The organism is Calothrix sp. FACHB-168 (assembly GCF_963889195.1).
Classification (GTDB): Bacteria; Cyanobacteriota; Cyanobacteriia; order Cyanobacteriales; family Nostocaceae; genus Aulosira; species Aulosira anomala_A.
The window spans coordinates 84,655-98,005 of record NZ_CAWPNJ010000025.1; the positions used below are offsets into that span (position 1 = coordinate 84,655).

9 protein-coding genes are annotated in these 13,351 nt (G+C 40.1%); 5 read left to right on the forward strand and 4 right to left on the reverse strand.

What is annotated here, in order from left to right; genetic code table 11:
* Window positions 1–464: 464 nt before the first annotated feature.
* Together AACW45_RS16030 and AACW45_RS16035 are read left to right on the forward strand one after the other, a co-directional pair.
* Window positions 465–1,121, forward strand: coding sequence for a DUF2301 domain-containing membrane protein (locus tag AACW45_RS16030; RefSeq protein WP_190633527.1), 657 nt, complete (start codon window positions 465–467; stop codon window positions 1,119–1,121).
* On the forward strand, window positions 1,121–1,804 hold the full coding sequence (locus tag AACW45_RS16035; protein ID WP_190633528.1) for an ElyC/SanA/YdcF family protein: 684 nt from the start codon (window positions 1,121–1,123) through the stop codon (window positions 1,802–1,804). Before AACW45_RS16030 ends, AACW45_RS16035 begins: the two co-directional genes overlap by 1 nt.
* A gap of 130 nt (window positions 1,805–1,934) precedes the next feature.
* On the opposite strand, the gene AACW45_RS16040 is transcribed toward AACW45_RS16035, so the two are convergent.
* Window positions 1,935–3,086, reverse strand: coding sequence for an extracellular solute-binding protein (locus tag AACW45_RS16040; RefSeq protein ID WP_190633529.1), 1,152 nt, complete (start codon window positions 3,084–3,086; stop codon window positions 1,935–1,937).
* A 1,029-nt stretch (window positions 3,087–4,115) separates the two neighbouring features.
* On the opposite strand from AACW45_RS16040, the gene AACW45_RS16045 reads away from it, so the two are divergent.
* Window positions 4,116–4,493, forward strand: a complete 378-nt coding sequence (locus tag AACW45_RS16045) for a hypothetical protein (protein ID WP_190633530.1) — start codon at window positions 4,116–4,118, stop codon at window positions 4,491–4,493.
* A 59-nt stretch (window positions 4,494–4,552) separates the two neighbouring features.
* Here the strand turns inward: AACW45_RS16045 and cobT are convergent, their stop codons facing one another.
* From cobT to AACW45_RS16060, 3 genes are all read right to left on the reverse strand, one after another.
* A complete protein-coding gene (cobT, locus tag AACW45_RS16050; protein ID WP_190633531.1) occupies window positions 4,553–5,686 on the reverse strand; it encodes a nicotinate mononucleotide-dependent phosphoribosyltransferase CobT in 1,134 nt (377 codons plus the stop codon).
* A 61-nt stretch (window positions 5,687–5,747) separates the two neighbouring features.
* Window positions 5,748–6,509, reverse strand: coding sequence for a DUF2232 domain-containing protein (locus tag AACW45_RS16055; protein WP_190633565.1), 762 nt, complete (start codon window positions 6,507–6,509; stop codon window positions 5,748–5,750).
* A 146-nt stretch (window positions 6,510–6,655) separates the two neighbouring features.
* Window positions 6,656–7,357, reverse strand: a complete 702-nt coding sequence (locus AACW45_RS16060; protein WP_096643147.1) for a Crp/Fnr family transcriptional regulator — start codon at window positions 7,355–7,357, stop codon at window positions 6,656–6,658.
* Between the two features lie 920 nt (window positions 7,358–8,277).
* On the opposite strand from AACW45_RS16060, the gene AACW45_RS16065 reads away from it, so the two are divergent.
* On the forward strand, window positions 8,278–12,042 hold the full coding sequence (locus tag AACW45_RS16065) for a hypothetical protein (protein WP_190633533.1): 3,765 nt from the start codon (window positions 8,278–8,280) through the stop codon (window positions 12,040–12,042).
* Window positions 12,043–12,240: 198 nt separating this feature from the next.
* On the forward strand, window positions 12,241–12,993 hold the full coding sequence (locus tag AACW45_RS16070; protein ID WP_190633534.1) for an ATP-grasp domain-containing protein: 753 nt from the start codon (window positions 12,241–12,243) through the stop codon (window positions 12,991–12,993).
* Window positions 12,994–13,351 lie beyond the last annotated feature (358 nt).

Below are 13,351 nucleotides of genomic sequence, written 5' to 3' on the forward strand. Positions count from 1 at the left end.
TAGGCTTATACAGAATTATTAAGTACTTAAAATCATGTTCAAGCACTTTTAAAACATCCTCTAAGTCTGATTAAAAATCTATTTTGTTGTATTTTCTGCTGTTTTTTAAATGATAAATATCTGCTCTAATTTACTTGTACTCTTTTATTTAGAAAGTTTTCATAAATTTATTATGAAGTTAGCAATAAACATATATAAAGTTTTTGTAAACAATAAGATAAATCTCGATAAAAACAGACAAATTCAGATAAATCTCGATAAAAACAGACAAATTCAGATAAAAACAGATGTATTATGTACTTATCTTGTTTGTCAGTAGCTCAAATGTACTCAAACAACAACGCTTAATGATGTATATTTGATGTATGGGTGATGTAAAGTTTTGATATTCTTGCGGATAATGATTGTTATAGCTAAACAATAGACTTCTTGCAAAAGCCTTGATTCTCTCCTTATTGATTAATATGACAACACAAACATTATCCACACCAACAGTCTATCAAGGTCAGTTTGGGGAATTTACAATTACTCAGAGCGATCGCATCGGTGTTATCGTCTACCGTGGGGGATTAATGGTAGCTGCACTGAGTTTTGCGATCGCTAGCGCTTTGGTATTATTCTACAATCAGCCGATTAATTACCAGGTTATAACCTTGCTATACGCCTGTTTTACTCTGGCGCTCGGAGTGAGTTTATTTACCATCCATATATATATGGTAATGCTGCACCGATTGTTAGAAGTTTTTTGGGCAATTGGTACGATTACATCCATAGCATTGGCATTATCTAGCCCTGAACCATTAGCTATTACTGTTTACAATCATCCCCTTACCTTATTTGGAATTGGCTTTACCTTTGTTGCACTCACAGGTATTTATTTCAAAGAAGCTTTTTGCTTTAATCGCCTAGAAACTAAATTCTTAACTTTTATCGTCCCGCTATTATTACTCGGTCATTTAGTAGGAATTTTACCAATTCAAGGGGAACAAGTTATATTAGGAGCTTGGGCAAGTTTATTTTTAGTATTTGCTCTGCGGAAGACAGTACAAGCCATTCCTGCGGATATTGGCGATAAATCTGTCTTTACTTATTTGAAACAACAAAGTGCAGCAAAGGTTTAATGCAGAAAAGCAGAAATCGTCGGGGGCTAAAAATTCCGAAAATTTCCTTAATCAAACGCCAAGAAATCTGGACGCTAACGGCTCCGGGATGGATCATAGCGATCGCTATAATTGCTAATTGCGCAATCTTCACAATTACTCATATCCATCCCTTTTTAGCTATGAATTCTCCGGTGAAATCAGCAGAGATAATGGTGATAGAAGGATGGCTACCAGACTATGCGCTGCAAGAAGCTTTTGCTAAATTCCAAAGTGGTAATTATCGGCAAATAATTACTACAGGAGGGCCCTTAGAATTAGGCACTTATTTAGCAGAATATAAAACTTTTGCCGATTTATCAGCAGCTACTTTAAAAAAAATGGGTTTACCGCCTGATAAAGTGGTAGCTGTATCATCGCCAATGGTAATTAAGGATCGTAGTTACGCATCTGTAATTGAATTGCAGCATTGGCTATCGCAGTCACATTTACACCCAAAATCCATTAATTTACTATCTTTGGATGTGCATACTCGCAGGAGTTGGTTAGTATTTAAAAAAATCCTGTCTCCGCAGATTCAAGTAGGCGCGATCGCCACTAAAACCCAAGAGTACGATCCGCAGCAATGGTGGTTTTATAGCCAAGGTGTACGGTCAGTTATTTATGAAACTATTGCTTATATTTATGCCATATTATTTAATTGATATTTTTTCACTAAATTACTGAATATATAGCAGAAGGCAGGAGGCAGGAGGCAGATGGCAGAAGGTAAAACTATTGCTATTCCTAGCATTTATGCTTTCAAGATGTCCTAACCTATGACTACAACTATAATTATTCAATTTTAATTAAATTAAATAAGGTTTCATACTGCTTATTAGCTTCAGAAGATAAGGGAAGTAAAAATTCGCTTTTAGCGAAAACTTCTCGATTATTAACTAACAAGTTTCTCAAGGGTTCAGGAAATTCTGTGGCGACAATGTTGGGAGCAATAGGCGAATTAGTTTTGCTGAGTACAGAAATATCTTTAGCGATCGCACTTTGCAAACAAAAATCCATCCATTGATTAGCTAAAGCTTCTTTCTCTGAACCTTGAGGACGTACCCATAAATCCGCCCATATCGCTGTTCCTGATTTGGGAAGCACGACGCTAAGGTGAGGATATCGCGACAACAAGGGAATGATATCATCAGACCAGCCAACAGCCAGCCAAGTATCCTCAATAATTAACGGTTCTAGATAGGTAGTAGAGTTATAGAACTTGACTTGTTGATTTAAAGCGCGTAGTTCTGATTCTAAATTTGCTACTTGATCGATATTCTCTGTATTGTAGGAATTACCTAATTTCTTTAACACCAAACCTATAACTTCTCTGGGATGATTGAGAAGAGAAATTTGCGATCGCAATTCAGTACGCCACAAATCACTCCAATCTGTTGGTGTCCATCCTAAATCTTGAAACTTTTCCCGATTGTAAACCATCACCGTACTACCCCAACGGTAAGGAACCGCCCAAACTTTTCCTTGGGGATCGGGATTACCTTGCTCGTTGCGGGTTACCAGCTGCTTCCATTGCGCGTCTAAAGCTGACCAATTTTTAATTTGCGCTGTATTCAGTGGTTGAATTAGCTTTTGCTCAATTGCCGCTTTTAGCCAATAATCACCCAATGTTACCACATCAGCTACCGGAGTTTTTTCCGCTTTTACCCAAGGGATATAGCGAGTCCATCCTTGCTCATCCTGAGATTTAGGCTTTTGTTGCCAAGTTTGTAATTGTTTAAATAAATCTTGGATTTGCGCTACAGGAGAAAATTTTAACTGCTCCTGAGATTTTAACGCTTTCTGAAATTTATTAACTACCTGACCAGGTATAGAACCATTTAATAGCTGTACTTTTAGTTGCGTCTGGTTGTTAGCGCCACAGCCAATCAGCAGTTGTGAAAGCGCCAATGTACCTGTACCTAATATAAAGGAGCGTCGATCCATTGAATTTAAACATAAAATTCCATATTATAACTCTCTTTTGCCTGTTAGTAGCATAAGGGAACTCCAAAAAATAAATTATCCAACTTGTAGGGGCACGGCATATACAATCTTTCGGTATTACCGATATTTTATCGGTGCCGTGCCCCTACCCCCGTGGGTATTTTTTTAATTGGAAGTCCCTAATGGCTTGGGGACTAGGGGGGCTTGGACTGTTTTCCAACCCTAATATTAGACTTAGGAAATTGGGCATGGGAAAGAGTTAATTATTAGTTCAATTATCATTATTTCAACTGCATCTACTTTAAAAACTCTAAATTTTGTGGATTTGCTTTTATTTCCACAATTTTCACTATTCCTTTGTAAAAAACTCTAATGTTCGAGGTGAATAAGTTTTAACTTAACGATCCTCAATGCAATTCTTCTAGTTTTCTCTTGCTTATGGTAGATGATAAGTGTCTCCTATCTTAATTTAATTATTCAAGAAATTATTCCCTATCCTAAAATTAATTCTGCTTTTTAATTTGCAGTTTTGACTCAGTAGTTTAATTATTTATGCCTGTGTCCGTTAATTTTATGAGTTCTTGACTAGCAATTTTTTTAGTTAGCTACATCACTCAATTCTTAATTATTTCTTCGGTTTTTAAGTAAATGGTCATAGTTCCGTAATCACAACTAGAGATAGCTATCTATAGATAACAGGTGCAACAGAATTATTGGTAACAGGCTCATGTTTATCCTTTGGAAAAGATAGCTTAAACAGCTATGATGTCGCAAATTAGCCGAAAAACAGGGAAAAAGTTGAAATTATTGGCAAGCTTATTCCATTTATTGAAAAGTAATAGCCCCTGGCTTCATATTTCTTAATATAGTTGTAAAATTTCCTGTCAAAAATATTGAGTTATGTTTATAAGTAATGAAATTAATGTCACATTCCTACAGTGCGTGGGAAAAATTAAATAATTCATAAGTATTTTTAAGGTTGCCAGTAAATTGAATAACATAGAGAAAATATGCGGATTAGGGTATTAAATGGAGCCATTACAAAAGCAGATCATGACTCTGAGCTATAAACTGGATGCTCTGTGCCAAGTAATTGAGGAACTTGATAATAAAGTCTCTCAAACTTTGTCAGAATGCTCTTTAGCTAGAACCCAAGCCAGAGAAAATTATTCAGAAAATAGCGAAGTCGTACATTACCATCAATTCAAAGCAAATATCAATTTCAATTCCGATATGGAACACAAGGATGTGTTATCCGACGGGATTTATTCAGATATAAATCGTCAAGGGGGAGAAAGAACCCTGTCGCCAGAAATTCAAATTCAACGATTAACAGCACAATTAACCGCCGCCTACAATCGTATCGCCGCCTTAGAAGAACAATTACTGCGGGAGAGAATTCACTAATTTATTTATTTATTTATTGCCCAAGAGATTTACCTGAAATTTCTGAGTTTTGGCATCCGCTATTGGCGATTGAATCTGCTCAAACGCTCAATTTGTTTTTCAATGGCTTCCAAAAGTTGTGGTTGCTGCCAACCTAGACTAAGACTAGCAGCGATCGCAGCTCCTCCAGCGCCCATGCCTTCTTTCACAAAACCCTGCTCGTAAACTTGGAGTTGGGGATAACGAGAATCAGCAAAACTCAGTTGAGTCGCTAGTAGGGGTGGAGCCTCTCCACCCCAAGAGTTGTTTGTTTGAGATAAATTCAGCGCTAATTCCACCGTACCGCCTGTAGGATCTTCGGCTACCCAGCGAGTTGTACCCACAACAACCTCTGCTTGTTGCCAAGGTAAATTGTAGGTTTGAGCGATCGCCTTCATCAAGGCATAAACCGCCAACATTTGCGTCCCACCAGCCAGCAACACACCACAGCGACGACTAGCCGCGATCGCCATTCCGGCAACTACCACCTGCATCGGATCGCCAACTGCAGCGACTAATTTCAAAGGATCGAGAGAATTTGAGTTTTCTTGCACCCTAGCTAAACCGGCTTGTACCACAGCCGATTTTTGTTCGTGGTTGCAAATTGGATGGCTGCTGTTAACCTTCCCCGCAGCAGCTACACCCAAACCCTGTAAAATTGCCAAAGCGGTAGTCGTACCGCCAACTACACATTCACCTAAAATTAAATAACTTTGTTGCAGATTCGCCGCCAACACCGCACCCCATTGCAAGCCTTGCTCTAGGAGGTGCTGGACTGTTTTTAGTTCCATCGCCGCACCTTGACTTAAACATTTAGCAGGAACTCCCCCCAAATCTATTGTCGGTACAGATGGGGGTTGGTGTAAGCCAGCATTAAATATATAAAGTGGAGTTGGTAACGCCTCAACCACAGCACGGGAAATCAATACAGGTGAAGCACCCGCAATTAAAGGTGGTAAAGGATACTTAGCTTGATGTTCTGCTCCGTAATATAAAAACTCAGCATCAGCACAAGCAGTAAACTTGCGGTCTTCTGGAGTCTTTCCCGCCGCCGAAATCCCTGGAATTAAGCCAGTTTCCGTAAAACCTAAAATACAAGCAAATACAGGTAAGCGATCGCGATACTTAGCAATCCAGGCTGCACCCTGGTCTATTTGAGTATAAATATTAATCATAGGTTGGTCAGTTGTCAGTTGTCTCTTTCGCCAATGACAAATTACTAATGACTAATGACAATTATTCATAATCCATCAAAACCTGTACCCAACGTGGCGGACGGGGGATGGGATTTCCCAGACGATCTAAAAGTAGCCAGGCGGCGATGTGAACGATAAACAAGTAGATAAAATTATTAAACATAATCAGAGCGATCGCGCCAATTTGAATCCAGAAGATACTGGGATTGGTCAATAAGCCTAGTTTGAGGAAGATCCACTCTGCTAACTCTGTGACTTGATTGATGGCATAAATCCACAGATCCTCACCAGATAACAAAGATAGTAACCAGACGCGGAAAAAAGCCCCTAAAGTACCTAGTAGCATACCCAAGGTAATAGAAACTATCCAAGGTACGCGACGGTTCCATGTTGTGCCTAATAACACGCCCATAAAACCAAAGGGCATAACAAACAACAAACTCCGGACTGGCCCCATTAATACCGCCAGCAGTAACCCAGATGTTACCGCTCCCATCCAAGCGGCTCTACGTCCCCAACGAAGATAAACTAAAGCAATGGGTACAGGGAAAAATATCCGTAAAACTGGCCCCAAGGGAAAGTAAAAATTAATAAACCAAATTAAGCTAGCAGTACTGGCTAAAAAAGCCGTTTCCACCATCCTCAAAGGTGCATCAACCTTAAGTTGGGGCGGTTTCAGTGTAGTCTGATTTTCCCACTTATGGTAATTATCTGGTTTGTCTAACTCTGGGTTTTGGCTAGTTGGTGATGTTGGTGATGGACTTTGCTCCGGCTCTTCTGGCAAAGAATCTAAGATACTCATCAAAACTCCTGGTTCGTTCTCTGCCACTTGTCATTGCTCATTTATCCTTTGTTCCAGCAAATGACAAATGACAAATGACAAATGACAAATAACAGCTTTCACGAAAAATGTCCAATCTAGACGCGCTTTAGCTAAATTGGCAAGTGTTAAACGATTGTGCGTTCCAAAGCTAACAAATCAGGAATACAAATGATGTCCTGATCCCGTTTAATCAAGCCTTTCTTTTCTAACCTAGTCAACACTCTTGTCACCGTTTCCCGTGCTAGCCCGCTTAAACTACTGAGTTCTCGGTGTGGTAAATTAGGTATTTCCGTTCCAGTCTGAGCTTTTTTCCCTTGTCCTTCTGCCAAAAACAGCAAAGTATCTGCTACCCGCGATTGGCTGTCCGATTCCCGCAAGCGCAAGCGGCGATTAACTTGGCGTAAGCGTCGCGCCATCAATTGAGCTAATCGCATTCCCGCTAAGGGTTCTGTTTGCAGTAACTTGACAAAATCCTGGGATGGCATACTGCCAATTACTGTAGGTGTCAGGGTAATTACATCGGTAGAACGAGGTACTTCATCAAGTGCCGCCATTTCACCAAACAATTCTCCCTTACCCAGAATATTCAAAGTGACTTCTTTGCCTTCTAGGTTATAGGTACGAATTTTAACCCATCCATCGACAATAAAATATACAGAACCACCCCAGTCATTTTCCAGTAAAATTACTTGATTGGGTGGGTGAGTACGAGTTACAAGATGGGTGAGAGCTGGTTCTACAACCAGTTCGGGCAACCCTTGAAAAAAGGGAGCCGAAGCGATCATCCAGGGATTTGCGGGCGTCTGTAGGCTATATCGGTCTTCCATTACAACATTTTGATTACATACTTATTAAATAAAGCTGTCGGGTATACAACAAACGCGATCGCTATGTTCAGCCTAAGCTATCAAAGCACAGCCCTTTACCAAAATAAAACTAAACTATGATACACAACAAAGCCATATAAACCTAGATAAAATCTGCGCCCAGCCAATTTTGGCTTGAAAAGTCTTCGGCGTCTAACTCCAAGGAAAGCCCGATGACTTAAGAACATAGGTAGCCAACATTAATGATACTCAAGGGAGTTAATTTTTGCTAACCTAAAGCCTTTACCTATTTTTGGCAATATGCACTAGGGGCATGGGGCATTGAAACAATTTTGGATTTTGGATTTTAGATTTTAGATTGAAATCCAAAATCGCAAATCTAAAATCTAAAATTCCTTGTCTCCCTTGTCCTCCTTGTCCCCCTTGTCCTCCTTGTATTCTTTCCTGGTTCTTTTTCTTCAAGGCTGTATTAATGGCTAGTTCAGTACACAAATGATTTTTTTACCAAAAGTAGTTTCATGAACTGCGATAATTTTTTGGTTTTTTTATGCTATGAAATCTGAGAAGCTATAACATTACCTGTTTAATCAAGCGCAAACAACACCCAGTAGCCTGCTGTGCTGTTGATGCTACCAAACAGTTGTTGTCCTCCAAGACTTTTAGTAGCTACCAAGCCAACTTTTGTAAATAGCCATGATGAACTAGGTACGCCAGGAAACATGAAAAATTTATTTCTTCCCCCTAGTCCCTAGTCCCTAGTCCCTAGTCCCTAATTAACAATTGCCCAGATTGCCAAAAGCGATCGCATGATTAAATTGCACCCAACAACTCAACGGGTCAAAGCCAGCCGTTGTAACTTTAATTATTGTAAATTAATTTCCTTGCCAATTTAACGTAAATTTCTACATAAGGTATCTAAAGTGACTTCTCACCAAGATGAAATTCAAAAATTGATCGCAGATATTGACAACTTACTAACTAGTAATGGTAAGCGTTTGTCTAAGCTATTATCTGGACAGTCTCAAGAACCACGAGAGGTTTTAGAACGCACTCGCGACTTTCTCAATAGGTTGGCAGCAACCGCAAATCCACCAGGGGATGAGGTAAATAAAACTGCCGAAATCAAACCCATATCACCTTTGTTAGCTAGATTTGTTGAACAAAATCTTCAGTCTGTCGATGACAATCAGCAACCACAACCGGAGCAGGTGAGCGCTGCGCTATCAGCACAATTTAATAGTCAAGTTTCGGCGTTAATTCAACCTTTACAAGCAGAATTAGCCAGTTTAATCCAAGAGCGCACGGCGCTGGTACAAGAAATCCGCCAGCTAGAGCAAAGAAGACTGCAAAACTACTCTCTTAGTCAGCAGTTAGCCAATCAAGAGCAGATTATTAACGAATTTTTACAGGTTTTAGGCAATCGCTTGCTACCAAGTTTAAGCCAGCAATTAACTCAGGGTTTAACAAATTCGTCAATTGCGGTGAATTCAGATTCTAGTTTATTAGCAACTCCACCCCAAGGAGAGCAGTTAACCAAGCTAGCTAAGGACTTAGATCAACGCTTATTATCCCTGGATGGTACGGTGAATGTTGTCTTTGAAGCACTACAGCGCAATATTCTGACTTACCACGAATCCCTATCGCAAGCACTGGCGAGAATGCACAATCAAGGATTGCAAGGCGAGCAGGTAATGGCTAGCTTTGTCAATAACTTAACTCAGTATTTACAAAAATATCCAGGCGATCGCACAGATTTATCAGTTAGCAATACCAATATTAATTTAGCTGAAAATCAGACACCAATTCTCCAATCACAACCTGTAGAACCCGCTCCTAGCACAGAGGATTTAGATACGGTATTGTCTCAACTCATTGCAGATGAGCCACCACCTACCCCATCAACTCCAACGATAATCCCGAATACCTTCGAGGTTGATAGTTCTCAAGCTGATGAAGTAGATCAACTTTATGCCAGCTTATTTGGTAGAGAAAATATTCCCAACTTAGTCAGCGAAACAGCAGCGCCAGTAGTAGCTGAAGATAATTCTGTAGCGGAATCAGAGTTAACTCTGAGCGATACCCAACCAGAAACTGCAATTAATCCAGCTTCAATTTTACCAATTCCTGCGCCGCCCCCACAGCAAACTGAACCAACACCAGAGTGGCAAGATTTATTTTTTGAGGAAGTAACAAATACAACTACTGCTCCAGCCGAAGTAGTTAATATCCCTGAAAATACGGCTAGTGAATCGGATATTTATACAATTACAGCGCTGACAGAATTACTAGGGGATGAGGTTACGCAACAGGAGGTACTTCCTGTATCAGAAGCCGTACCAGAAATCATTGAAACTACAACCATCACCACTAAAACCCCAAAACCAGAAGTAGTTATTCTCGATGAAGAACCAGCTCAATCTTTAGAAAACTATGTTCCTGCTTCTTCCAGGGAAAATTTACTAGAACCAGAACCAAATTCCAGCATACCGGAGATTAGTTTAGATGAAGAACAGTTGCAGTTATTAGATGAAGATTTAGCGCAATTTGATGGGTTACTCAATTCCCCATCCAAACTGATTACTAACTGGGTAAATAGCAACAATCAAAATCATCAAGAACAGTTACCTAGCGAAGCAGATAGCGCAGAATTATCACAAATGGGAGCGGGTGCGATTCCCCAAGCAGAGCCAGAGTTAGATTTTAGCCCCATAATTGAAAAAAAAAAGGAAGACACTACTCCCAGTACCGTAAATCCTTCGTTGTCTGTAGCGCCAAACGCCAATCCTCCAGAAGTCTCATCTGCAAATAGTCAGGAATCGCGCTGGTATTTAGGTATTGATTTAGGGACAACGGGAATTTCTGCGGCATTATTAAATAGTTCAACCTTTGTGGTTTATCCTATCTATTGGTCAGCCGAAAGCCAAGGGGGAAAATCTGCTTTTCAGCAATCATTTAGATTACCAGCCGAGGTGTATTTACCGACGGCTTCTGTAAATCAAGCAGAGAAGGAAAATTCTGCCAATCAGCCAGGAAAAGCAGCAGATAATTTAACTAATACTCCCTATTCGGCACAGTTGAAACCATATTTACAGTTAGCTATTCCCTACAAAAGCGCCCAACAAAAATGGGAACCTGTACTGCAATTTAACGAATTTTCCGCAGGGCCATTAGTTTGGGTAGTGCGATCGCTCTCTAAGCTACTATTAACATTAAAATCCGATCGCCAAAGTACCACCCAAGGTTTAACTGCGGCGGCTGTAGGTTTAGACGAACAAAGCTTTCATCAGATTATCAATAATATTGCCGGAGCAATTTGCACTTGTCCAGCTAGTTGGTCAGAACAATATCGCTTTAATGTCAGGGAAGCATTACTAACGAGTAAATTAGTCCAACATCCCCAGCAAGTATTTTTTATCGAAGAAGCGATCGCTAGTCTTTTAAGCGTACTCAATAATGGTAACGGCGAAGCTGTACAATTAAGCAGTCCAAAAGGTTTACAGCCGATTCAAATCCACGAGCAACCATTACTGGGTAATACTTTAGCATTAAATATTGGTGCTACCGCCACAGAAATGGCATTAATAGATTTAGGCGAAAGCTTCAGCGAATTAACCCATAATGATTTTATGCTGCATAGCTTTGCCTATGGTGGTAAAAGTATTGAGCAAGATATTATTTGTCAATTATTAGTACCCCCCAAATCTCGCCAATCGCGCTCAGAAACTAGTGGCGAGCAAATTAGCTCTCAGCCAGGATTGTGGCGCTCAAATATTCCCGGCTTAGACTACATGCAATGGCAAAGCTTAGGTTTGGAAGAATTAGAACTTCCCAGCGTTGGCGAACCAGATATTAGCGCTCGCGTTCGCCTCCAGCAGCGTTTAGAAAGTTCGCTGTTAGGACAAGCGGTACTTGATGCTGCCTTAGCTTTGAAATTGATTTTACAACATCAGGAATCCTTTACCTTAGATTTAGCTGACCAGCGTTGGGTATTGCAACGGCGAGATTTAGAAAGCCAAATTTTAGTTCCCTTTGTGCGTCGCCTAAATCGCGAACTCAACAAATTATTAGTTGCGCGTGGTATTCCCACAGAAGCGATTAATCAAGCTATTTTAACTGGTGGGGTTGCAGCGATCGCTACGACTAACCGATGGTTAAAGCAAAAATTACCCAACGCCAAGATTATTCAAGATGCATATTTGGGTGAAAATGGCGCTCCCAATTGTAGCCGAGTTGCTTATGGTTTAGCGATGTTACCTTTACATCCCCAGGTCTTAGAACTACCCAGACAACAATACACAGATTATTTCCTGTTTACAGAATTACTGCGACTATTACCAGAACGTCCCCTATCCTTTAATGAGGTTCTGCAATTATTTGAGGGTAGAGGTGTCAACACCCGCACTTGTCAGCAACGCCTGTTAGCCTTCTTAGAAGGAGAATTACCTGCGGGTTTAATTCCCAGCAGCACAGATGCTGCTTGGCTTACCCCAAGTTCTCAGAATAATCCAGATTATCAAGCGATCGCATCTGCTCCCTTATTTGAAAAACAAGGTAATCTCACCTATCGCCCTAATTCTCAGCAACTTCTAGCTTTACGTCGCTATTTAGATGCAATTAAAGCTAGTACTCGTCAATCTTTGGAAGAACCCTATACCCTGAATTTTTCCTTAGAAGTTGCGCATTAGTTGGAAAAACTCCACCCATAAGGGGGTGGAGTTTTTGGGCATAGGGAATGGCGCATAGGGCATGGAAAAGAACATACCAATGCGCCCCTGCTAATCCCACTATAGACTTACCCGACGTTCTTGTTATAAACGCTGAACTACAGAATTCAGATTTGCTTCTCTACTGTGTAAATACTATTTTAAATTCTGACAACTGCATTGATTTCTAAAGCTTTTATCCAAGAAAAAGGTAATGGACGGCTCGGATATGAGGAGCAACTTGTTAGTGAAGAACTCACAGCTAGAGGCATACCAATTACTTTTTATACTGAAAAACGTATCCGCAGGCGACAACTTGCAATTGATCGTGAGTCTTTAGTTGTTGGTGATATGCCATGTATCTTAGGTGCAATCAAACAACTTGGTATTCCAGAACCTGAGCCTAATGATTATCCTGCTTCACTGAAGAACTTTATGCACCGCCGGATATGGAAATCTACTTTAGAACAGTTGGAAATAGAATTACGCAATGGTAAGTATATGCCAATATTTGCTAAACCCGCTACACGCCGTAAACGCTTCACAGGTTATGTTTTTGAATCGGAATATGATTTATGCCGAGTTTACGGCGTGTCACGTCAAGAACCGTTGCTCTGTTCAGAAGTTGTAGCTTGGGTAAGTGAGTACCGAGTTTATGTAGTTCACTCGCAAATTAGAAGCATTGATCGTTATGATGGCAACCCTAATGTTCTATTAGATATTGAAAAAGTTATTTCCGCTATTCAGGCTCTAGATCATGCAGGAGAATCAATTGCTGGATATGCAATTGATTTCGGAGTTTTAGATTCTGGAGAAACTGCTCTGGTAGAAATGAATGATGGTTTTGCCATTGGAGCATACAAAATTGATAGAAAAAACTATACAGACATGATTTTGGCAAGATGGGAAGAGCTTTTAATGAGCGAGAAATAAGATGTACAAAAACTCAAGCCAGAAATTAAGGGTGCTCATTTTCTGAGTTTTCGGCTTTTGGGAGCATTGTTACTATCTACTGCATTGGGGCGATCGCAATTTCACCGCTTATAGGTGTTGGGGGATTGAGTATCAACAAATCTTCAGAAATCTGTCTAGCAAAATTCTACGCATTTTTACACATCACCGACTTTTTTCATCTCCCGGAAAAACACTGAAACTTTATATTATTTCACTAATTTAAAAAGATTCTGTAAAGTCGCCGTCGAACTTGCAGAAAATTGTCTATATTAGCACTCAGTACAACTCTCGGTGGAAACGGAAAATACAGTAGTAACGGCTAAGTCCAGTAAAAACC

What these genes read in the sequence shown, in the direction of transcription:
- cobT (WP_190633531.1), bottom strand. Translation starts at nt 5,686, where the DNA reads ATGATTAATATTTATACTCAAATAGACCAGGGTGCAGCCTGGATTGCT.
- AACW45_RS16045 (WP_190633530.1), top strand. Translation starts at nt 4,116, where the DNA reads ATGGAGCCATTACAAAAGCAGATCATGACTCTGAGCTATAAACTGGAT.
- AACW45_RS16055 (WP_190633565.1), bottom strand. Translation starts at nt 6,509, where the DNA reads ATGAGTATCTTAGATTCTTTGCCAGAAGAGCCGGAGCAAAGTCCATCA.
- AACW45_RS16060 (WP_096643147.1), bottom strand. Translation starts at nt 7,357, where the DNA reads ATGGAAGACCGATATAGCCTACAGACGCCCGCAAATCCCTGGATGATC.
- AACW45_RS16030 (WP_190633527.1), top strand. Translation starts at nt 465, where the DNA reads ATGACAACACAAACATTATCCACACCAACAGTCTATCAAGGTCAGTTT.
- AACW45_RS16040 (WP_190633529.1), bottom strand. Translation starts at nt 3,086, where the DNA reads ATGGATCGACGCTCCTTTATATTAGGTACAGGTACATTGGCGCTTTCA.
- AACW45_RS16035 (WP_190633528.1), top strand. Translation starts at nt 1,121, where the DNA reads ATGCAGAAAAGCAGAAATCGTCGGGGGCTAAAAATTCCGAAAATTTCC.